21 protein-coding genes are annotated in these 21,640 nt (G+C 68.7%); 13 read left to right on the top strand and 8 right to left on the bottom strand.

The genetic code is table 11. The features are described 5' to 3' along the window. Positions 1 to 76: 76 nt before the first annotated feature. A complete protein-coding gene (locus tag HV742_RS11035; RefSeq protein WP_049070737.1) occupies positions 77 to 1,486 on the bottom strand; it encodes an MFS transporter in 1,410 nt (469 codons plus the stop codon). 484 nt (positions 1,487 to 1,970) lie between these two features. Here HV742_RS11035 and HV742_RS11040 point away from each other — a divergent pair, with 484 nt between their 5' ends. Genes HV742_RS11040 through HV742_RS11055 form a run of 4 tightly spaced genes read left to right on the top strand, consistent with a single transcriptional unit; the run spans position 1,971 to position 6,599 of the window. Next, entirely contained in the window at positions 1,971 to 2,486 is a 516-nt protein-coding gene (locus HV742_RS11040) for a Csu type fimbrial protein (RefSeq protein ID WP_081330391.1), read from the top strand. Next, positions 2,486 to 3,211: a fimbrial biogenesis chaperone gene (locus tag HV742_RS11045; protein WP_197487194.1), complete on the top strand. Its 726-nt coding sequence runs from the start codon at positions 2,486 to 2,488 to the stop codon at positions 3,209 to 3,211. Before HV742_RS11040 ends, HV742_RS11045 begins: the two co-directional genes overlap by 1 nt. Before the next feature lie 50 nt (positions 3,212 to 3,261). Beyond that, entirely contained in the window at positions 3,262 to 5,607 is a 2,346-nt protein-coding gene (locus tag HV742_RS11050; protein ID WP_254601063.1) for a fimbria/pilus outer membrane usher protein, read from the top strand. Continuing rightward, on the top strand, positions 5,604 to 6,599 hold the full coding sequence (locus HV742_RS11055; RefSeq protein ID WP_175145132.1) for a Csu type fimbrial protein: 996 nt from the start codon (positions 5,604 to 5,606) through the stop codon (positions 6,597 to 6,599). Before HV742_RS11050 ends, HV742_RS11055 begins: the two co-directional genes overlap by 4 nt. On the opposite strand, the gene HV742_RS11060 is transcribed toward HV742_RS11055, so the two are convergent. The 4 genes from HV742_RS11060 to sorA all read right to left on the bottom strand — a co-directional run bounded on the left by HV742_RS11060 (position 6,589) and on the right by sorA (position 12,069). After that, positions 6,589 to 8,649, bottom strand: coding sequence for a site-specific recombinase (locus tag HV742_RS11060; RefSeq protein WP_054419083.1), 2,061 nt, complete (start codon positions 8,647 to 8,649; stop codon positions 6,589 to 6,591). The genes HV742_RS11055 and HV742_RS11060 overlap by 11 nt on opposite strands. 16 nt (positions 8,650 to 8,665) lie before the next feature. Continuing rightward, positions 8,666 to 10,369: an MFS transporter gene (locus tag HV742_RS11065; RefSeq protein ID WP_049077384.1), complete on the bottom strand. Its 1,704-nt coding sequence runs from the start codon at positions 10,367 to 10,369 to the stop codon at positions 8,666 to 8,668. A gap of 127 nt (positions 10,370 to 10,496) precedes the next feature. Next, positions 10,497 to 10,823, bottom strand: coding sequence for a SorB family sulfite dehydrogenase c-type cytochrome subunit (sorB, locus tag HV742_RS11070; RefSeq protein WP_063584059.1), 327 nt, complete (start codon positions 10,821 to 10,823; stop codon positions 10,497 to 10,499). Between the two features lie 10 nt (positions 10,824 to 10,833). After that, a complete protein-coding gene (sorA, locus tag HV742_RS11075) occupies positions 10,834 to 12,069 on the bottom strand; it encodes a SorA family sulfite dehydrogenase catalytic subunit (RefSeq protein WP_063584060.1) in 1,236 nt (411 codons plus the stop codon). A gap of 142 nt (positions 12,070 to 12,211) precedes the next feature. On the opposite strand from sorA, the gene HV742_RS11080 reads away from it, so the two are divergent. Further along, entirely contained in the window at positions 12,212 to 12,643 is a 432-nt protein-coding gene (locus HV742_RS11080; RefSeq protein ID WP_054419086.1) for a DUF2809 domain-containing protein, read from the top strand. A gap of 236 nt (positions 12,644 to 12,879) precedes the next feature. On the opposite strand, the gene HV742_RS11085 is transcribed toward HV742_RS11080, so the two are convergent. Beyond that, positions 12,880 to 13,089 carry a hypothetical protein gene (locus HV742_RS11085; RefSeq protein ID WP_059269006.1) on the bottom strand — a complete coding sequence of 70 codons (210 nt, stop codon included), beginning with the start codon at positions 13,087 to 13,089 and terminating at the stop codon, positions 12,880 to 12,882. A 222-nt stretch (positions 13,090 to 13,311) separates the two neighbouring features. On the opposite strand from HV742_RS11085, the gene HV742_RS11090 reads away from it, so the two are divergent. The 4 genes from HV742_RS11090 (at position 13,312) to HV742_RS11105 (ending at position 15,210) form a co-directional block, all read left to right on the top strand. After that, positions 13,312 to 14,043, top strand: a complete 732-nt coding sequence (locus HV742_RS11090; RefSeq protein ID WP_006387284.1) for an iron-containing redox enzyme family protein — start codon at positions 13,312 to 13,314, stop codon at positions 14,041 to 14,043. A gap of 71 nt (positions 14,044 to 14,114) precedes the next feature. Beyond that, complete coding sequence (locus HV742_RS11095) at positions 14,115 to 14,453, top strand: 2Fe-2S iron-sulfur cluster-binding protein (RefSeq protein WP_049070750.1); 339 nt, start codon at positions 14,115 to 14,117, stop codon at positions 14,451 to 14,453. A 69-nt stretch (positions 14,454 to 14,522) separates the two neighbouring features. Next, positions 14,523 to 14,861, top strand: a complete 339-nt coding sequence (locus tag HV742_RS11100) for a ferredoxin (protein WP_081330393.1) — start codon at positions 14,523 to 14,525, stop codon at positions 14,859 to 14,861. Between the two features lie 7 nt (positions 14,862 to 14,868). Further along, positions 14,869 to 15,210, top strand: coding sequence for a 2Fe-2S iron-sulfur cluster-binding protein (locus tag HV742_RS11105; protein ID WP_049070752.1), 342 nt, complete (start codon positions 14,869 to 14,871; stop codon positions 15,208 to 15,210). A gap of 22 nt (positions 15,211 to 15,232) precedes the next feature. Here the strand turns inward: HV742_RS11105 and HV742_RS11110 are convergent, their stop codons facing one another. Further along, complete coding sequence (locus HV742_RS11110) at positions 15,233 to 15,949, bottom strand: GntR family transcriptional regulator (protein ID WP_049070754.1); 717 nt, start codon at positions 15,947 to 15,949, stop codon at positions 15,233 to 15,235. A 77-nt stretch (positions 15,950 to 16,026) separates the two neighbouring features. Further along, on the bottom strand, positions 16,027 to 16,764 hold the full coding sequence (locus HV742_RS11115; RefSeq protein WP_054419089.1) for a sulfite exporter TauE/SafE family protein: 738 nt from the start codon (positions 16,762 to 16,764) through the stop codon (positions 16,027 to 16,029). 225 nt (positions 16,765 to 16,989) lie between these two features. Here HV742_RS11115 and HV742_RS11120 point away from each other — a divergent pair, with 225 nt between their 5' ends. From HV742_RS11120 to HV742_RS11135, 4 genes are all read left to right on the top strand, one after another. Beyond that, positions 16,990 to 18,522, top strand: coding sequence for a hypothetical protein (locus HV742_RS11120; RefSeq protein ID WP_175145134.1), 1,533 nt, complete (start codon positions 16,990 to 16,992; stop codon positions 18,520 to 18,522). A gap of 117 nt (positions 18,523 to 18,639) precedes the next feature. After that, on the top strand, positions 18,640 to 20,100 hold the full coding sequence (locus tag HV742_RS11125; RefSeq protein WP_175145136.1) for an aldehyde dehydrogenase family protein: 1,461 nt from the start codon (positions 18,640 to 18,642) through the stop codon (positions 20,098 to 20,100). Positions 20,101 to 20,124: 24 nt separating this feature from the next. Next, positions 20,125 to 20,604, top strand: coding sequence for a GlcG/HbpS family heme-binding protein (locus HV742_RS11130; protein WP_054419096.1), 480 nt, complete (start codon positions 20,125 to 20,127; stop codon positions 20,602 to 20,604). A 13-nt stretch (positions 20,605 to 20,617) separates the two neighbouring features. Further along, entirely contained in the window at positions 20,618 to 21,634 is a 1,017-nt protein-coding gene (locus HV742_RS11135) for a 2Fe-2S iron-sulfur cluster-binding protein (protein WP_059269012.1), read from the top strand. The last annotated feature ends 6 nt before the right edge of the window (positions 21,635 to 21,640 follow it).

The following is a 21,640-nucleotide window of genomic DNA, read 5'->3' on the forward strand; positions in this document are numbered from 1 at the left end:
CGGTGTTGCACATCTTACGTATATGTCTGGCGGCCCATGATTTATAACGCCACAAAGCGCAATAAATGCCGAGAATTCAGCGGGCGGCGGGCAATTCGGCCGGCTCGACCGCGCCGAAGCGCAGCCGCGCGAAACTGGCCAGGCTGGCCAGCGCGGCGCACAGCCCGCCCAGCCACAGCGCCATCACGGCGCCGTGGCTGCTGGACACGTTGAAGCAGGCCGCCACCAGGGCCGCGCCGCTGGCCTGGCCCAGCAGCCGCACGGTGCCGATCATGCCGCTGGCGCCGCCCGCGCGCGAAGGCGGCGCCGAGGTCATGATGGCGCGCAGGTTGGGCGACTGGAAAAAGCCGAAGCCGGCGCCGCACAGCGCCATGCGCCACGAGATATCCCAGGCCGATGGCGCCGCCGGCAGCAGGGCCAGCGAGGCCATGCCCAGGGCCAGCAGCGCCAGCCCCACGCCGCCCAGCATGCCCGCCGGATAGTGGTCCGACAGGCGCCCGGCGATGGGCGCCATGAACGCCACCACCACCGGCCAGGGCGTGATGAGAAAACCGGTATGCACCTGGGTGTAGCCAAGCCCCGTCTGGAACAGGAACGGCAGCGACACGAATGCCAGCGCCTGCGCCGCGAAGGCGCAGACCGCGGTGGCGGCGGACAGGGCGAACAACGGGCGGCGCAGCAGGTCGACCGCCAGGATCGGCGCCGGGTGGCCGGCCTGGCGCCGCATCAGCAGCCACAGGCTGGCGGCCGCCAGGCCCCACTCCAGCGTGACGCGCTGCCACGGCGCGCTGTGCGCCAGTTCGTTCGAGCCCAGTACGAACAGCCCCAGTGTCAGCGCGCACAGCGCCGCCGCCAGGCCGTCGAAGCCGTGCGGCGCGCGCGTGGTCTGCGGCAACCCGCGCAGGCCCAGCCCCACGGCCAGCAGGCCGATCGGCACGTTGATCAGGAACAGCCAGTGCCATGACCCCAGCAGCAGGATGGCGGATGCCGCGGTGGGCCCGGCGGCGAACGACAGGCCCACCACCATCGCGTTCAGGCCCATGCCGCGCCCCAGCACCGGCGCGGGATAGATGAAGCGCAGCAAGGCCGCGTTCACGCTCATGACGCCGGCCGCGCCCAGCCCCTGCAGGATGCGGGCCGCGACCAGCACCGGCAGCGACGGCGCCAGCCCACAGGCCAGCGAGGACAGCGTGAACACCACGATGCCGACCATGTAGACGCGGCGATGCCCGAGGATTTCGCCCAGCGCCGCGGCCGGCAGCAGGCCCGCGACCATCGCCAGCTGGTAGCCGCTGATGACCCAGATGGAGCCGGCGTCGCTGGCCCGCAGGTCGCGCGCGATGGTGGGCAGCGCGGTGTTGGCGATGGCGGTGTCCAGGCTGGCCATGCAGACGGCCAGCATCACGGCCAGCAACGCGCCCAGGCGTTCTGACGCAGGCAGGCCCTGGCCCGCGGGGTGGATGGTGTTGCGTGAGAAGGAGAACATGGGATGCCGCGGCAAGGCGCCGGGGCGCGGGAGGCCGCCGGCTGTGGGGGTGAGCGTTGATTCTAGTGCGACATGCCGATTCAACGCTTCGTCAGGCGCGGCCGTGCCGCCGGCGCGTGTCCGTGGCCGCGGCGCCTGATTATCAGATCGTCCGCGGATAATGCGACCGGGCGGTCACTTTCCCCTGCGGCGGGATAATCATCGAAGCATAATATCCTTGCCGGAAAGCTCTCGAGCATTTGAATATCGGTTACTAATTGAAATTCTCTAGTGTGCTGAATTACAACAAATTATCCAATCTCGCCTTAATCGTGTTTTCATAGGGAAAATTCAGTTTGTTGCCCTTGTTTTTTAATCCGATTGGTGAGAAGTGGTAAGTGCCAGGGGATTTGGTTTAAACAGATTGTGCCGCGCCGGTTTATTGGCCTTACCATGATTCTTCACGCAGGTCTGACAGTGCAGCAGTATTTCGTGGGAGTGATTCATGAAACGCTTGTCCTTGTGCGCGACGACTCTGACTTTGACACTGGCGCTGGCCGGGGCGTGGCCGGGGGCCGCGCAGGCCCAGACCACGGCCAACATGACCGTGACGCTGACCATTACCGCGAACTGCACCATCGGCGCGAATAATCTGAATTTTGGCAGTCATGGGGTGCTCAGCACGGCGCTGACCAACACCACCACGGTCAATGTCACCTGCACCAACACCACGCCGTATACCGTGGGCCTGAGCGCCGGCACCGGCACCGGCTCCACCTTCGCCACTCGCTATATGCAGGGCACCACCACGGGTAACACGACGTCCGTCGTGTCTTATCAGCTGTACCAGCCCGCGCCCAACCAGACCGTGGTCTGGGGCGACACGGGCACCGCGGATCGGGTCGGCGGCACCGGCAACGGTTCGGCGCAGGCGTTGACGGTGAATGGCACCGTGCCCTCGCAGACCACGCCCGCGCCGGATACCTATTCGTCCACCGTCACCGCCACGGTGTACTTCTAGTGGCCCGCGCGCTCCGCAGGCTGGCCGGCGCGATATTGACGGTGGCGATCAGCCTGGCGGCCCAGTCCGTCCAGGCCGCCACCCTGCAGATTTCCCCCGTGCTGGTGGACCTGGCGCCGCAACAGGGCGCCACCGGCATCCTGTTGCGCAACCCGGGCACGACGCCGATCTACGGCCAGGTGCGCGTCTATGCCTGGGATCAGGCGCAGGGCGACGATGTGCTGACGCCCACTCAGGAGATCCAGGCCAGTCCGCCGATCATCCAGGTGCCGCCCAATGGCGAACAGCTGGTGCGGCTGGTGCGGCTCGGCAAGGACCTGGCGCCGGTCGAGCAAAGCTACCGGCTGGTGATCGACGAGATTCCCGATCCCTCCACGCCGCTGGTCAATGGCGTGGTGCTGCGCATGCGCTATTCCGTGCCGGTGTTCGTGGCCGGCGCCACGCCGGAGCCCGCGCCGGCCTTGGCCTGGCACCTGTCGCGGCAGGGCAGGGAATGGGTCCTGCGGCTGGACAACAGCGGTACCCGCTATGCGCAGGTGGCGTCGCTGCAATTGCTGTCCGGCGCCGACGCGCCGCTGGCGAAAGTGGACGGCCTGCTGGGATACGCCCTGGCCCGCCGCGAGCGGCAGTGGCGCTTTCCCGCCAAACACGATGCGGCCGGCCAGATCAGGATCCGGGCCCTGGTGAACGGCAGTCCCGTCACCATCACGCCGCGAGTCGACTGACTGATTGCGTCCCGCGCCGCCTGCGCGCGCGGGGTAAGAGAAGGCAGCCCATGGCAGTACGCGCGATCCGTGCTTGCGGGCGCTGCGCCTGCCGCCTCGCGCTCACACTGTCCGGCGCGACGGCGGTGGCGGCGGATTTGCCCATCCAACTGGTGTCGTTCGGCAATATCGCCGAGCGCGATGTCTATTTGGAGGTGAGTATCAACGGCGTCAACACCACGCAACTGCTGCGCTTTCGCGACGCGCAGGGCCGGCTGTCCGCCAGTCCCGGCGCGCTGGGTTCGGTCGGCGTGGATGTGGGCAAGCTGGGCGCGCCGCGCGACAGCCAGGTCCCGCTCGATGACATCGCCGGCCTGCGCTATACCTACAACGCCGCCATGCAGACGGTGAACCTGGTGGTGCCGGACGCGCTGCGCCGGCCGTTCGAGGTGGACACCCGCGGCTTGCCGCGGACACCGCGCGCGACCTCGGGCCGCGGGCTGATCCTGAACTACGAGGCCTATGCGCAGACCGATGCCTACAGCAAGGTGTCGATGTACACGGAGCAGCGCTATTTCGATCCACATGGCACCTTGAACAACACCGGCACCGCCTACCTGGGGGGGCGCGCCGACCGCTACATCCGCTATGACACCTACTGGACCCATTCCGACCAGGACAGCCTGCGCACCCTGCGGATCGGCGACACCATCACCTCGTCGCTGAACTGGTCGCGCTCGGTGCGCGTGGCCGGCATCCAGTGGGGGCGCAACTTCGCGCTGCGCCCCGACCTGGTGACGTTTCCCGTGTCGTCGCTGAGCGCCTCGTCGGTGGTGCCCTCCTCCGTGTCGCTATACGTCAACGGCGTGCAGCAGTATTCGGGCAACGTGCCGGCCGGCCCGTTCGTGGTCAACCAGATTCCGGGCATCACCGGCTCGGGCCAGGCCACGCTCGTCACGCGCGATGCGCTGGGACGCAGCGTCAGCACCTCGGTGCCGCTCTACATTGATACGCGCATGCTGGCGGCCGGCCTGTCCAGTTACTCCATCGAAGCGGGCGTGGCGCGGCGCCAGTTCAGCGTGCGCTCGTTCGACTACGACAAGCGCCCGGCCCTCACCGCGTCGGGGCGCTACGGCCTGGATGACGCGCTGACGCTGGAAGGGCATACGGAGATGAGCGCCGGCGTCTACAACGTCGGCGCCGGCGCGTTCGTCAGACTGGGGCAGGCCGGCGTCATCAACGGCGCGCTGTCCGGCAGCGCTGGCCACGACAACGGCGGCCAGGTCAGTCTGGGCTACCAATACGTGGAGCCGGCCTTCAGCGTGGAATTGCAGACGGTGCGCGCCCTGGGGGACTACGGCGACCTGGGTTCGCGCGAGGATGTGCCGGTGCCGCGGCAGACCGACCGGGTCACCTTCTCGCTGCCGCTGACCCAGTCGCAGAGCGTCGCGCTGAGCTACATCGGCTTTCGCATGCCGCAGGTGCCGGCCGCCCGTATCGGGTCGGCCTCGTACACCGCCAACCTGCACAGCCGGGTGTCCATGAACGTCAGCGCGTACAACGATTTCGCGCAGGCCAATTCGCACGGTGTCTATCTGGGCTTTTCCATTCTGCTGGGCGACAACACCCAGGTCAATGCCTCGGTCGGCCGGCAGGGTGAGCAGGGCATCTACAGCGTCGGCGCGCAGCGCAATGTGGACTACGGCGGCGGCTGGGGCTGGGGCGTCGAGAACGGGCGCAGCGGCGCCATGCAGTACAACCAGGGCAAGGTGCAGTTCCTGGGCCGCTATGGCCAGCTGACCGCGCTCGGCCAGGACTACGGCGGACGCAGCCAGGCCGCGGTGCAGGCGGTCGGCGCGCTGGTGTTGATGGACGGCGCCTTGACGCCATCGCGCCGCATCAACGACGGCTTCGCGCTGGTCAGCACCGACGGCACGCCGGATGTGGCGGTGCTGCACGAGAACCGCAAGCTGGGCCGGACCAACAGCGCCGGCCATCTGTTGGTGCCGGATCTGAATTCCTACCAGGCCAACCGCCTGTCGATCGATCCGGACGAGCTGCCGGTGGACATGAAGCTGGAGACGACCAAGGCCGTGGTGGTGCCGCAGGCGGGCTCCGGCGTGCTGGTCAAGTTCGAACTGCAGCGCTATGCGGCGGCGTCGGTCATCCTGCACCTGCCGGACGGCGGCGTCCTGCCCGTGGGCGCGCGCGTGGCGCACGTCGAAAGCGGCAAGCAGTCGGTGGTGGGCTACGACGGCATCGCTTTCGTGGAGGACCTGCAGGCCGACAACCACCTGCGCGTCCAGGGCGGCGGGGTGTCGTGCGCGGTGGATTTCCCGTACCGGCACGACCCGGCGCGGCCGCTGCCCACGCTCGGGCCATTCATCTGCCAGCCGTTCAAGGAACCGGGCCAATGAAGTCGATCCTGTTGATCCTGTCGCTGCTGCTGGGCGCGGGCGCAGCCGCGGATGCCAGGGCCACCTCGTGTTCGCTGGGCGCCGCGACCACCGGCACGGTCAACTTCGGCGCCGTCAATCCGCTGCTCTCCGCCGATACCTTCGCCGACAGCAACAGCGTGGCGGTGACGTGCAATTTCACGGCGCTGGCGTTCGGCGCGCGGCTGTGCTTTTCGGCCGGCGTGGGCACCACCAGTCCCTCGACGGCCGCGCGCGCGCTGGGCGCGGGCAGCTATCGCATGAATTACAACCTGTACACCGACAGCGGCCATAGCCAGGTCTGGAGCAGCGCGACCACCTCCGCTCCGACCTCCGTCCTGCTGGCCGGTCCGGTATTGACGACCGGTCCGGCGTCGACCTCGTTCTCCTACTACGCGAAGCTGCCGGGCGGACAGACCTCCGTTTCGACTATCGGCAATGCCAACACCCTGTACAGCGAGACCTACAGCACCACTGTCCGTGTCGACATCGCCTGGGGGTTGCTGTCGACCCTGCTGGTGAACTGCCCCATCGCGGCGCCCAGCCAGACCTTGTTCGTGCCGCTGACCGTGCAGGCCACGGTGCAGAAGAACTGCAGCGTCAATACCGCCAGCAATCTGACGTTTCCACCGCAGGGCCTGCTGAACCAGGCGGTGACCGGCAGCGGACAGATCACCGTGCGTTGCACCAACAACAATGCCTTCGCGGTGGCGATCAACGGCGGCACGGTGGCCAACAACGTGATGGCGCGCAAGATGAAGCACGCGACCGCCGCCGACACGGTCGGCTACCAGCTGTACCAGGATGCCAACTACGCGACCGTCTGGGGCGACGGGGTGACCGGCGGCACGACGTTCAATGGCACGGGCACTGGCGCCAACCAGGCGTTCACGGTCTATGGCCGGGTGCCCGCGCAGGCCACGCCTCGCCCCGGCAACTACAGCGACACCGTCCTGGTCACGATCACGTTTTGAGGTCCGCGCGCGGCTTGACCGGCCAGAACAGCGTGGCCGGCCGTTGCCAGATGCGGCGGCGCACGCCCAGCGCCAGCGCCTTGCGGTCGCCGCGGCGCAGATTGCGCGAACGCAGCGCCACGTTGAAGGCCAGCGCGAAGCTCACGCCCACGTTGAGGATGCCGGTCAGGGCGGTGCCCGCCACGGCCATCCAGAACGCATGCGTATGCACCACCTCCCAGCCCAGCGCGCCGATGGCCGAGCCGATCTGGCCGGCGCTCAAGGTGACGTGGCGGACCTCGACGGGCGGGCCGAAGAAACTGACGATGGCCGGTCCCAGGCCCAGCATCAGGCCCAGCGAGACGTTGCCGGCGATGCCGGAGATATTGCGCTGCCAGAAGCCGGCCCAGCGCGCCGCGCCGCGCGCGCCCACCAGGTGGCGCAGGCGCCGGTCGTAGGCCATGACGTCGTGCACGCGGTGCAGCGCGAACCAGTTGTCGGCCCAGCCCGCGATCAGGCTCGACAGCCACAGCAGCACGCCGGTGGCGGCGGCGTAGATCGGCGTCGGCCCCCAGGCGGAAAACGAATCCAGCGTCGCCTGCGCCTTCTGCGCGTCGATCAGGGGCCGCTGCAGCCAGTGCTGCGCCACCCATTGCACCGCCCAGGCCAGGGGGAACACCACCGCCAGGTTGCCCAGGATGGCCGCCGCGTTCGAGCGGATCATGGACAGCGTATCGTCCAGGAAGGCTTCGCGGCCCTCAGGGGTATTGGCCTCGTCCAGCCGGTGTGCCAGGGCCGGGCCGGTCATCGCCGGCTGCTTGGTGGCCAGGGTGAAGTGGGCGAAGTGGATCGCCAGGAAACCGCCGGCGTAGTTCAGCGAGGCCAGCAGCCCTTCGATGAACTTGTCCAGATGCAGCGAGACGATGAAGAATTTCAGGTAGACGGTCAGCACCATCACCAGTCCGCCGCCGGCCGATGCCTTGAGCATCGAGAGGTACTCGGCCGGATCGCGCGCGATGTAGTGTTCACCGGTCTCGGCGGTGCGTTCCATCACGCGCCGCGCCAGCTGCGCGAACGACGAGGCCGCCAGGTGACGGATGCTGCTGCGCGCCTGGGTCGAGCGGATCAGCTCGGCAATCAGGTGCACGTATTTGTGGCGCTGGGTCGGGTCCACCCACACGCCCAGCAGCAGTTCGATGCGCGCCAGCCGCAGCTTCATGCGCTCGATCTGGAAAACCACTTCGACCGACACGCCGTTCTGTTCCAGTTCGGCGTAGACGTGCTGCGAGGCGGCGCGGCAACTGTCGAGCAGCGCGCGGAACACGTTCAGGCGGCGCGCGAAGATCTCGCGCGGCGTGTCGGGCGGGCTGTCGCAGAGCTCGGCGGCGGCCGCCGCCAGCGCGAAGAACGGGCTTTCGCGCACCCGGCCCGGCAGGCGCGAGCGGATGTCCTGGCTCAGGCCGGTGGCCCGCACCTGGCTGGCCAACACCTGGATGCTGCTGGTGAGCGCCTCCACCAGATGCCGCGGCGGCGGTTCCGGGGCGTCCGGGTCGGCGCGCTCAATGCTGTCGCCGTGGCGCAGCAGGCGCCGCATGCGGGCGCGGGTGTCGTCGTCCAGGGCCTCGATCCAGCTGGCGTCGTGGTCGTTGCGGAAAATCAGCGAGAACAGCCCGAACATGTCGCTGCGGTTCGGCGGCGGCGGCAGCAGCCGCGCCTGGGCCCGCTCCCAGAACTCGCCCCAGAAGCCGGGGTGCGATGCCACGCCCGTATCGCATAGCAGCGACGTGGGATCGTTGTCGCGGACCAGCGAGCGCAGGGTGGCGGCCACCGGCGCCGCCAGCGCCGGATTGTTTTCCAGCACCTGCAGCACGTAGCGCAGCCGCGCATGTTGCGGATGGCGGCCGTCTTCGGCGGGGTCGCGCCCGGGGCGGTCGATCCAGCGGCACAGGTCGACCATCCACAGGTTGCGCTGCGCCAGCGGCGCCTGCGGATCGGCGCCGGCCAGGATCGTATCGAGCTGCGGCCCGCCATGCCGCGATGCGCGCCATTTACGCCAGAGGGAAGTCAGCATGATCGCACCTCGCGGGTCAGAGCGATTCGGGTTCGCGGCGCAGCGAGAAACCCTGCGCCTCGTTCATGGCCAGGTAGCTGACATTGCGCGACACCACCGGCGGCTTGTCGCCGTCATGCAGCGCCAGCAGCCCGTCCAGCACCATTTTGTCGGCCAGGGTCATGCGGTCGATCATGCGCAGGTACTGCATCCAGCTTTCCACCAGGAACACCTCGCGCCACACGCCCTCGCGTTCCAGGTCGCGGAACAGCTGCCATTGCTGCGCGCCATTGCGCAGCCGCAGCAGGCGCAGCGGCCGCGCCGCGTCGATCAGGGCGGACAGTTTTTCCCTGGGGATCAGGTATTCCACCGCCACCAGCACCGCGCCGTGCTGGGTGTTGAAGCCGGCCGCCGACAACGCCGGCTCGGTGGTGTCGGCGCGCGCCAGCGATTGCGTGTTGACCTGTTCTGGCAGGCGCGAGCGGTACAGCAGCGCGACGGTGATGGCCAGCATCACGCCGGCGGCCGACAACGCCCCGGATACGCCCATGGTGCCCGCGAAGTGGCCCCACATGAACGAGCCGGCCGCCAGGCCGCCGAAGATCGCCGTCTGGTACAGCGCCAGCGAACGCGCCTTGACCCAGTCGGGTACCAGCATCTGCACCGTGGTGTTGTAGGTGGCCAGCACGCCGATCCAGCAGGCGCCGGACAACAGCAGGGCCGGAAACGCCAGCCACAGCGTGCTGGTCAGCCCCAGACCCAGCAGGCAGGCGGCCAGCAGCCCCGCCGCCACGCTCACCAGGCCGCTGGCGCCCCAGGCCGCCTGCAGCCGCCGCACCACCGCGCTGCCCAGGATGGCGCCCACGCCCAGCGCGCCCAGCATGTAGCCATACAGCAGCGCGTCGCCCTGTTCATGGGCGTAGGCCAGCAGCGGCAGCAGCGCCCATAGCGCGCTGGCCGACAGGCCGAAGGCGAAGGCGCGCAGCATCACCACCCGCGTCACCGTGGAATGCTGGGTATAGCGCAGGGCCGCCACCACGCCTTCGAACAGCCGTTCCGGCGGCAGCCGCCGCGCCGGCACGTCGCGGCGCCAGCGCCAGATGGCCCAGATCAGGCTGCCGTAGCAGACGCAGTTCAGCAGGAACACGGTGGGCGCGCCGGCGGCGCCCAGCAGCAGGCCGCCGATGGCCGGCCCGACCGCGCGCGCCACGTTGTAGTTGACGCTGTTGAGCAGCACCGCGCTGCCGATATGCTCGCGCGGCACCTGTTCGCCCACCGCGGCCTGCCAGGCGGGCGTGACGATGGCGCTGCCGATGGCGATGCAGAACACCGAGATGATCAGCGTGATGGGATGCAGCAGGCCGATATAGGCCAGGATCGTGATGAAGATGCCGCCGGCCAGCTCCAGCAGCATGCCGACCAGCATGACCTTGCGGCGGTCGTAGTTGTCCGCCAGCACGCCGGTCAGGATCGACAGCGCCACCAGCGGAAAGGCCGCGGCCACCTGGATCATGGCGACCATCAGCGGGCTGCTCTGCTCGGTGGTGATGACCCAGGCCGCCGCCACCGACTGCGCCCAGGTGCCGAGATTGGCGAACAGGTTGGCGATCCAGATGATGCGGAACGCGGGGAAGGCGAAGGGCGATAGCGTGCTGACCCGCAGCACGGGCTGGGGCGGCGCGGCGGGGGTGCCCGGCGAGGTGGGGGGAAGATCGTTGTTGGCCGAGACGGGCTGGAGCATGGAGGCCTCTGTGATCACCCGGACAGGACGGGCGGGGGCCGTCCAATGGTACGCCTATTGCGCGGCGTCCGGATGAAGGCGAGGCGATGCGGCGACGCCGCGCGCCCGATGGGGCGCGCGGCTGGGGTCAGGGCTTGGCGCGCGGCGCGGGCGGCGGATAGGCCTGGTTCAGGTACTCGACGATCAGCGGCACCTGCTCGGCCGGGATCGGCGCGCCGTAGGTGCCGATCATCTTCTTGACCTCGGCGTCCCAGAAGCCCGGCGGCATGGGCGGCTGCGACGAAATGTAGTCGACCGAGTGGCACATCAGGCACAGCGTGGCGCCCTGGGCGCCTGGACTGGCGCCGGGGCGCAGGGTGGCGGTTTCCGGTGGCAACTGGATGTCCAGGGCCAGCGCGGGGACGCAGGCGCCAGCGGCGGCCAGGGCCAGGGCGAGGCGGGCGAGTCGGATCATGGCGGTCTCCTCAGGCGGCGTCGACGCGCACGGTTTCGACCACGTTGCGCATGTAGCCAGCCGGGTTCCACAGCGGTTCCAGGGGCTGGGTGTCGCCGGCCATGTTGGTGGCGCGCGCCTGCAGCTGATACGCGCCGGCCTGCGCCGGGGTGAACTCGGCGTGCCATTCACGGAACGAATAGCGGCCCAGGTCGCGGCCCAGCGTGGCGGCGCGCCAGGTCTTGCCGCCGTCGGCCGAGAACTGCACGTCGCGGATGCCGCGGCCGCCGTCGAAGGCGATGCCCCGCACCCGCACCCGCGCGCCCTTGGCGACGCGGGCGCCGTCGGCCAGGCTGGTGATGAAGCTGCGCACGTTGTAGCGGCCGATAGGACGCGTCTTTTCCGGCGCCTTGCCTGCCGGCGTACAGGCGCAGTCGTTGTCGGGGATGCGGTAGGCCTTCTGCATCCAGAAGCCGTCGAATTCCTTGTCCAGCACCTTGATGTCGGCCAGGTGCTTGACCCAATAGGTGCCGTAATAGCCCGGCACCACCAGGCGCACCGGGTAGCCGTTGAGCAGGGGCAGGTCGGCGCCGTTCATGGCGTACGCCAGCATGACCTCGCCGTCGAGCGCGTGGGCCGCGTCCAGCGCCTTGACGAATTCGGGCGTGCCTTGCAGCACCGGCCGGTCCAGGCCCTCGAACGTCACCTGGCGCGCGCCGGCCTGGATGCCGGCCTTTTCCAGCACGCGCTTGAGCGGAATGCCGAGCCAGCGGGCGTTGCCCATGGCGCCGTTGCCCAGCTGGCCGCCGCCCACGCGCGGTTCGAAGAAGCCGCGGCTGTTGCCGGAACACTGGGTCACCGCCACCAATTCGACCGGCGCGCCGAATTGCTGTTTCAGGTCGGTCAGCGACAATTCCAGCGGCTTGCCCACCCGTCCGCCCACGCGCAACCGGTAGGCGGCGGGGTCGATGGCGGTGGGGATGTTGCCCAGGTGATAACGCACGAAAAAGGCGTCGTTGGGCGTGATCAGGTCTTCGTTGAAGACCGCGAACGGGGTTTCCAGTTGCGGCGGCCGCGAGGTCTGGCGGATCAGGGGGCGTTTCTGCGGATAGGCGACCAGGTCGCGCTCGCCATTGGCGAAAGGCAGGGTGACGGTGGCCGGGGCGGCCAGGCTGGTCAGGGCATGGCCGGCCAGCGTGCCGGTCGCGCCCAGCGTACAGGCCTGGCGCAGGAAGCGTCGGCGCCCATCCGGATCGAATGCGCTCATGCTTGTCTCCTCTTGTTTTCTAGTACCCTCGCCTGCGGCGCGGTCGAATCAGGCTACGCCCGCCGGCCTGACAAATGCGTTAACAGTTGCATCGGCCGTTCCAATAACCGTGTTTTCCGCGCCTGGTGCGCACGACCCCTTCATGAAACTGACTTTCAACCGATCGGCCTTCGCCGCGCTGCTGGCCGTGACCGCCGTGGAAGCGCTGATCGCCACCCTGGGCAAGCCCTATCCGCTGCTGCGCGGCTTCGTGGGCGACGTGGTGGCGGTGGGCTGGGCCTATCTGGTGTATCGCAGCTTCATCCGCGCCGGCGTGCTGCCGCTGGCGCTGGCGGCGTTGTTGACCGGCTACGCGGTCGAACTGGGCCAGTACCTGGCGCGCCACTACGGCTGGCGCCTGGAGCAGCCGGTGCTGCGCGTGATCCTGGGCAGCGTGCCAGACTGGTGGGACATGCTGGCCTACACGCTGGGGTTCCTGCTGGTGCTGCTGCTGGCCGGCGCGCGCCGGATGCGCGGTCCGGATCGCACGCGCGGCAGCGGCGCTCGGGCCGCCGGGGGCGCGGCCAAGCCTTGAGCGAGGAATATGGCCGGGGGCGTGCCGGGTCGGGGGCGGGGTCGGATTGTGTGGCGCCTGGCTTGCGGCAACCTTCAACAAGCGGCCAGGCCACGGCCACGCGGCCAGGCACGGGCCAGGGCAGGGACGTCTGACATCGCGCGGCCTCCTGGCAACCACTGCGAGCGGTCCCGAGGCCGGCGGCGCGCCCAGGCGGGCGTGGCCGGGGGAGCGCCCGGACGCGACGCCGGGCGGGCTTAGCCGGCCTGGCCGACCGCTGCGCTCTCGCCGCGCTGCGGGGCGGCTTTTGCCTGCGGGCGCAACCGTGCGTTGCGGAAGGGGGCTAGACATTCGGCCCAGGACGACGGGAACAGGGGCGTGGCATGGCGAACGGCATCGCGGGCGGCGTAATGCGCTAGCAGCTGCTGGCCGATCGGGGCGTCTCCCAGGGGGTGGCGGGTCTTCATGGTATTTCCGGATTGCATTGAAAGTGTATTCATTGTACCAGGGTAAACCCTGACGTCCAACCCGCGCAGGTTGCGCCAAGTCATTGAAATGATGGGGACCGTCCCCCTTGGTGTGCGCGGCAACGGGAATACCCTAGTCGAACAAAACGGTAGACGGTATACAATGTTCTGCATCGGTCGAGGTTTTCGGCCGGCCCCTCCCCCATAGACCTGGAGCGCGTCATGGCAGAACTGATGAACCGAGATGAATTCCGCACCGCGTTGGAAAACGCGATCAAGGGCAAGAGCGCCAACGCCTCGCCCTTTTCCATTGCCTGGGCCGAAGGCAAGCTCAGCCGTGAGCACCTGTCGCGCTGGGCCGAAAACCACTACCACTACGTCGGCCCGTTCGCCGACTACCTGGGCTATCTGTACGCCCGCACGCCCGACACCTATACCGAGGCCAAGGACTTCCTGCTGGCCAACATGTACGAAGAGGAAATCGGCGGCGACCGCCATACCGACCTGCTGATCCGCTTTGCCGAGGCCTGCGGCACCACCCGCGAGCGGGTCACCAACCCCGACAACATGTCGCCCACCACCCGGGCGCTGCAAAGCTGGTGCTACGCCGTGGCCATGCGCGAAGACCCCATCGTGGCCGTGGCCGGCCTGGTGGTGGGCCTGGAATCGCAGGTGCCGTCGATCTACCGCAAGCAGACCCCGACGCTGCGCGAGAAGTACGGCTTCACCGACGAAGAGGTCGAATTCTTCGACCTGCACATCGTGTCCGACGAAATCCATGGCGAACGCGGTTACCAGATCGTGCTGGAGCATGCCAACACGGTCGAGCTGCAGCAGCGCTGCCTGAAGATCTGCGAGATCGGCGCGCAGATGCGGCTGCTGTATACCACCGCGCTCTACACCGACTACGTGCAGCAGGAAATCGCGCTGCCGGAGCTGGGCCTGGCGGCCTGACACCCGCCGCCGGCGGCGTCGCGCGCGCACGTCGCGCGGGCGGCCGCGGCGGCCCATCGGATGACCGATACATGCCTACCGTCACATTCCACAAAGGCGGCCAGACCTACACCGGCGAGGTGCCGGACAACGCCAATCTGGTGGTGCGCGCCGGCATCCGGCAGTTTCCGTTCCCGCACCTGCGCTACGAGTGCGGCATGGGCAAGTGCGCCAAGTGCGCCTGCCGCGTGCTGGCGGGGGCCGAGCACCTGCCGCCGGTGAACTGGAAGGAAAAGAAACAGCTGGGCGAGCGCATCGAGTCCGGCTACCGGCTGGCCTGCCAGCTATGGCTGGGCCACGACATCGAGCTGGCGCAGGACGCCGAGGTGGCGCCAGCGCGCGAGCCCGCGGCAGCGGTCGGGCAACCCTAGCGCCCGCGCCGCGTGTCACGGGGCGTCACCGCGCCCCGGCCCCCAAACCCCGATGCAAAGGAACCGCGCATGACCCGCGACGCGAATGACGCCGTGTTCGTGATCCTGACCTCCAAGCCTGGTGTGTACCGCACCGAGGTGGACGCGCAGGCCGAGATCGTCGAAACCTACGACTACGCCTGCGACGGCAGGACGCGCGCCGTGTTCAGCATCGCCCGCCTGCGGGGGCCGGCGCGATTGCTCGTCACCGAGGAAACCCCGCCCTACATCGTCAACCGCGTGCCGTCCAAGTTCCTGGAATCGTTCGTCTCGCTCGAGGCCGCGCGCCGCGAGCTGGCGCACCTGAGCCGTTTCGGCAGCATGCAAACCACCTTGACGCGGCGTCCCGGCCCCGTCGCGGAGCATTGAGCAGCATATGGTCAAGATCACGTTTCTATCGAATGGCGGCAAAGTCGCCAGCGCGCCCGAGAACAGCAACCTGCTGCGGGTGTCGCTGAAGGAACAGGGCGGCATTCCGTTCAAGTGCGGCGGCGGCCTGTGTGGCACCTGCAAGTGCCGTATCGAACAGGGGCTGGAGCACACCGACGCCATCAAGCCCAAGGAACGCAAGCATCTGCGGCCCGAGGATTTCGAGGCCGGCTACCGCATGGCCTGCCAGACCTTCGTGCTGGGCGACGTGGCGGTGTCTTGGGTGGTGCGAGACGGCAAGGGCGTGGTGGTGGACGGCGCCAGCCAGCCAGCGCCGGCGGCGTCCTGATCGCGCGGCCGGGCGGCCGCGCTCAGGCGGCCGAGGAATGCGCCTGGCGCGTGTCGGTGTAGGCCTTGGCGGCGTTGTGCACGTGCTGGCTGGCCAACAGCGCGGCCAGGTCGCCGTTGCCGGCGATGACGGCATTCAGGATCTGCGAGTGCTCGTCCCAGTTCTGCTTGGCGCGGTGCATGTTGCTGGGCGCGAACAGCAGCGCGGTGCGATCGCGCAGCGAGCGCATCAGGTCGGTCAGCACCACGTTGCCGCCGATGGTGGCCAGCATCTCGTGGAATTGGGAATTCAGCGCCAGGAACTTGTCCAGCTGCTCGCTGCGCGCGGCTTCGGTGCCTTCGCGCAGGAACGCCTGCAGGCGTTCGACCGTCTTGTCGTCGCGCCGCTGCGCCGCCAGCTTGGCGTTCAGGCCCTCCAGCGTGGCGCGCACTTCCACCATGTCGTAGGCCACCGCGTCCGACAGCACCGACACCGAGGCTCCGCGGCGCGGCTCGATGGTGACCAGCCCTTCGGCCGCCAGCGCCCGCAGCGCTTCGCGCACCGGGATGCGCGACACGCCCATTTCCTCCGACAGCCGCCCTTCGACCAGGCGGTCGCCGGGCGTGAATTCGCCGCTGAGGATGCGCTCGCGCAGCTTGTCGCGGATGACCGCGAACAACTGCGGATGCTGCTCGCCGATCTTCAGCGGGGCAGATTGCTGCGTGTCTACGGCTTGCGAGCTGACGGGCGTGGTGGTCATGGCGAGCAGGTCTGGCGGAATGGATACAGTCTTCATTGTATTACCGGGCGGCGCGCCGGCGACGGGGGCAAGCGGTTTCAACCGGCCCACAGGGCCTTGGCGATCACGCCCAGCGCGCCCACCGCGCAGGCCCCCAGCAGCACGCCGCGCACCGCGCGCGGCGGCAGGCGGTGGCGCAGGCGTCCGGAAACGGCGAAGCCGGCCAGCAGGAACGGCGCCAGGCTGAGCGCCAGGCCGGCGTGGTAGCCGGTGTAGCGCCGCGCCCAGGCCAGCATCGCCAGCGAGAAGATCGAACCCAGGAACAGCACCATGCCCAGCGTGGCGCGCAGCCGTGGCGGGTCGGCGTGTTGCAGCACCAGGGCGATGGGCGGGGCGCCGACCGAGGTCATTGTGCCCATGATGCCGGAGGCCACCCCCGCGCCGGAAACCCGCCCCGGCGTGGCGACAAAGCGCAGGCCGGCCGCGCTGAGGGCGACCGCGGCGAGGATCATGGCCGCGAACAGCAGGCCCAGCGTCTGCGGCGCGAAGCGCGCCATGGCGTAGATGGCGATCAGGGTGCCGGCGGCGCGTCCGCCCAGGGCGTAGGCGACCGCGCGCCAGTCGATCGCGGCGCGCTCGCGCAGCGCCGTCAGCAGCGAGATGAAACCGCCCAGCGTCAGTAATGGGCCGGGGGCGAGCTGGGGGAAGCACAGCGCCGCCACCGGGGCTGCGAACATGGCGAAGCCGATGCCGCCCACGCCCTGCGCCAGCGCGGCGCCGAACACCACCGCGGCCATGGCGGCGTAATGCCAGAGATCGGGTAGGGAAGCCGTCATGCCGAATTCGTCTTTTTTGTATACGGTAGTCTATTGAAATATCGGCGATGCACCAAGCCAGGGCTTATGCCCCAAGTTAATGCACTGATTTTCCTCGAATATTCATGGAAATTTCAGAATTATCGCTTTCCCTAGGCGCTGCATATTTCGGTTGGTATAGCCCCAAACGAAATATAGTATACCGAAGTGGCGACCCAACAGCCACGTCGACAAGGGGAATAGCGCATGCAATCGGACGTCGTGCTCAACGCCGCTCACTGGATGTACCTGATCAGCGTTGCCGCGATCATTCTGACGATGATCCTGCGGGCAAACGTGGTGGTGCCATCGGTGATCGGCACTTTCCTGGTGGTGCTGGCCATCACCGGCAACCCGATCAGCGCGCTGATCGGCATCTTCTCGGCCAGCTTCGTGGCCGCCAAAGAGCTTTTCAACATCTTCCTGGTCATTACCTTCATGACCGCCCTGCTCAACGCGCTCAAGACGCTGCAGGCGGACGTGCGCATGGTGCAGCCGTTCCGGCGGGTGATGCGCGGCGGCCATTCGTCGTTCCTCATCATTGCCCTCTGTACCTATGTGATCTCGCTGTTCTTCTGGCCGACGCCGGCGGTGCCGCTGGTGTCCGCGATCCTGCTGCCGGCGGCCATCGCGGCCGGGCTGCCGCCGCTGGCCGGGGCCATGGCGATCGCCATCGCCGGCCAGGGCATGGCGCTGTCGTCCGACTACGTGATCGGCGTGGCGCCCGGCATCAGCGCCAAGGCCGCCGGCGCCGCGGTCAGCGCCGCGGTGGTGGCGGACCGCGCGCTGGTGCTGTCGCTGATCACCGGCGCGGTGGCGCTCACCGTCGCCTACCTGCTGATCCGCAAGCACATCGTGCCGGCCGATGCGGGGCTGCTGTCGGCCTGGCAGGCGCGCGCCCAGGACGGCAGCCTGGCCGAGATCGAGCAGTCCGGCTCGTTCGACAAGGCCGAACTGGCGCGCGGCACCATGGGCGCCAACCCGGCGCTGCCGCGCGGCTCGGGGCTGGACGACGAGGAACGGCGCCGGGTGCGCTGGTCGCGCGTGTTCGCGGTGGTGACGCCGCTGGCGTTCCTGGGCGTGATCGCGGTGATGGTGCTGCCGCGGCTGTTCCCGTCGCTGCCTGCGCTGCGCGGCGGCGATGCGGCGGCCCTGGTGGGCGGCGTGGCGTTCGTGGTGATGATGCTGGTGACGCTGGCGGCCGAAGGGCCGCGCAAGATGCTGGATGTTTGTCCCGAGCACGTTACCGACGGCTTCGTGTTCGCCTTCAAGGCGATGGGCTCGGTGCTGCCGATCGCCGGCTTTTTCTTCGTCGGCGCCAATGAGACGGCCGCGCAGATCCTGGGCATGCCGCAGGCCCAGGCCCCCGGGCTGTTGTTCGAAGTGATCTCGGCGGGCCAGCACCTGATCCCGGAGAACCACTTCCTGGTGGCTTTCGGCGTGCTGCTGGTGGGGATGATCACCGGCATCGACGGTTCGGGTTTCGCCGGCCTGCCGTTGACCGGCACGCTGTCGGGCGCGCTGGGGCCGGTGGTGGGGGTGGATCCGGCGACGCTGGCGGCGGTGGGCCAGATGGGCGCGGTGTGGACCGGGGGCGGCACCCTGATCGCCTGGTCGTCGCTGATCGCGGTGGCGGGGTTCGCGCGGGTCCACGTGCTGTCGCTGGTGCGGGCGCTGCTGCTGCCCGTATTGCTGGCGCTGTTTGTATCCACGATCTGCGCCGTGCTGATCTGGCATTGACGCGGGTTCGGGTTTACGTGGATCGAACCATTTAGATTAAAGTATACAATGTTCAGAAATTACCTCAGACGGCCAATTTCCGGGCATTCCGGCCAGCCCGGCAAAGGAAGGACTTCCGTGGACGAGCTTTCGCAGCAGGAATTTCTGAATCACATCGGCGGCGAATGGGTTGCCTGCGCCTCGGGCGCGACAGTGCCGAACCTGAACCCGGCCGACAGCGCCGACGTGGTGGGACGGTTCCAGCAATCGGACGCCGCCGATGGCGCCCGTGCCGTGGCGGCGGCGGCCGCCGCCTTTCCCGCCTGGCGCGACACGCCGATCTCCAAGCGCGCCGCCATCCTGTTCCGCGCGGCGCAACTGCTGGAGGACCGCGCCGACAGCGTGGCGCGCGAACTGACCCGCGAGGAAGGCAAGAGCCTGGCGCTGGCGCGCGACGAAGTGCTGCGCTCGGCCCAGACCCTGCGCTTCTACGCGGTGGAAGGGCAGTCGTTCACCGGCGAGACCTTCGTCAACGACGATCCGGACATGGTGGTCTACAGCCAGCGCGAACCGCTGGGGGTGGTGACGGTGATCTCGCCGTGGAACTTCCCGATCTCGATTCCGGCGCGCAAGATCGCGCCGGCGCTGATCACTGGCAACACCGTGGTGTTCAAGCCGTCGTCGGACGCGCCGCTGTCCGGCTACCGGTTGGCGCAGGCGCTGGTCGAGGCGGGCCTGCCGCCGGGCGTGCTGAATTTCGTGACGGGACCGGCCTCGAAGGTGGGCCAGGCCATCACCACCGCGCCGGCAGTGCGCGCCATTTCCTTCACCGGCTCGACCGCCGCCGGCGAGCAGATCCACCGCGGCGCCGGCCTGACCACGCGCACGCAGATGGAGCTGGGTGGCAAGAACCCGCTGATCGTGCTGGCCGACGCCGACCTGGATCGCGCGGTGGACCTGGCGGTCAAGGGCGGGTTCTCGCTCAGCGGCCAGGCCTGCACCGGCACCAGCCGGCTGCTGGTCGATCGCAAGGTGCTGGCGGCGTTCACCGACAAGCTGCTGGCGCGCATGCGCAAGCTGACCATCGGCAACGGCCTGGAGGGCAATTTCGACCTGGGTCCGCTGGCCACGCGCAAACAACTCGACACGGTGCTGAGCTACATCGCGCTGGGCAAGCAGGAAGCCACCCACCTGATCGGCGGCGAGCGCCTGGACGGTCCGGGCTTCGAGCGCGGCTATTACGTGACGCCGGCCCTGTTCACCGACGTGACGCAGCAGATGCGGATCGCGCGCGAAGAGATTTTCGGGCCGGTGCTGGCGCTGATCGCGGTGGATGGCTATGACGAGGCCATCGCCTGCGCCAACGACACCGAATATGGCCTGTCCGCCGCCATCGCCACCAGCGACGCGCGCTACGCCCATCGCTTCGCCCGCGACATCCAGGCCGGCACCGTCAAGATCAACCGCACCACCACCGGCAATCTCATCAACGCGCCGTTCGGCGGCCTGAAAAGTTCCAGCACCTCGACCTTCCGCGAATCGGGCCGGGTCGGGCTGGAGTTCTACACGCAGATCAAGACCGTCTACCGCGCAGGCTGACGGCCCTACCTGGAGTCAAGCAACATGAAGCAGATCTATCGCCTGGAACTCGAAGAAGCGCGTCTCATGGTGCGCGCCGCCATCGCCCGCTCGGAGCAGATCGGCGTGCTGGAATCGGTGTGCATCGTCGATGACGGCGGCTATCCGATCGCGCTGGAGCGCATGGACGGCGCCCGCATCACCGGCCCGCAGATCGCCTGGAACAAGGCCTTCACCGCCGCCGGCCACAAGCGTTCTACGCACCTGTTCACCACGCCGCCCAACGGGCCGGCGCTGCCCGGCAACGAGGCCTTCGGCATCCAGTGGAGCTTCGAAGGCAAGTTCGCCGCGTTCGTGGGGGGCTTTCCCATCGTGGTCAATGACGAGGTCATCGGCGGCGTGGGCCTGAGCGGCGGCAACGGCGAACAGGACACCCAGGCTGGCCTGGCGGCGCTGGGCGCGCTGGCCGAACTGCTGGAGCCGCGCGGCCTGAAGGTGCTGGTGCAGGCGGACATCAAGAAATAGGCGCCGAAACCCCATGGCATATCGTGTTCATCTGCTGGAGACCGGCCAGACCTTCGAGGCCGAGGCGGGCGAATCCGTGCTGGCGGCGGCCGAGCGCGCCTCGGTGCGGCTGCCGCACGAGTGCACCTTTGGCGGCTGCGGCACCTGCCGCATCAAAGTGGCCGAAGGCGCCGTCGACTACGAGGAATTCCCGATGGCGCTGACGCCGGAGGAGGCGGCCCAGGGTTACGCCCTGGCCTGCCAGGCGCGGCCGCGTGGCGACCTGAGCATCAGCGTCGCCAACAGCCGGCAGTTCGCCGCGCCGCGCCGGCTGGGCGCCACCGTGCACCGCATCGCCGCGCTCTGCGACGACGTCATCCACCTGACGCTGGCGCTGCCGCCGGACACGCCGCTGGACTACGCGCCGGGCCAGTACATGAACGTGGTGTTGCCCGACGGCGCCACCCGCAGCTTTTCGATGGCCTCGGCGCCGGCCGGCAACCTGGTGGATTTCCACGTGCGCCGCATTCCGGGCGGCCGCTACACCGACCAGTGGCTGGGGCAGGCGCGGCCGGGCGCGGCGCTCGAGATCGAGGCGCCGCTGGGCGTGTTCAGCTATCACGAGGAAGATTGGCGGCCGATGATCATGATGGCCACGGGCACCGGCATCGCGCCGATCAAGGCGATCCTGGAGTCGCTGCTGGACAACGACGACTGCCCGCCCGTGACGCTCTACTGGGGCATGCGGACCGAGGCCGACCTGTATCTGCGCGACCAGATCGCGGGATGGGCCGAGCGCCTGTACGAATTCAACTTCGTGCCGGTGCTGTCGCGCGCCGGCGCCGATTGGCGGGGGCGGCGCGGCCACGTGCAGCAGGCGGTGCTGGCGGACCACGGCGACCTGTCCGAACACGCTTTCTATCTGTGCGGCGCGCCGGCTATGGTCAGCGAGGCCACCGCGCTGCTGGCCGGGCGCGGCGCCAGCCTGGATCACCTCTACGCCGACAGCTTCACCTTCCAGCACGCGCCAGCCGCGGCCGCGATGCCCTAACGGCGC

It is taken from the genome of Achromobacter ruhlandii (genome assembly GCF_902859695.1).
Classification (GTDB): Bacteria; Pseudomonadota; Gammaproteobacteria; order Burkholderiales; family Burkholderiaceae_B; genus Achromobacter; species Achromobacter ruhlandii.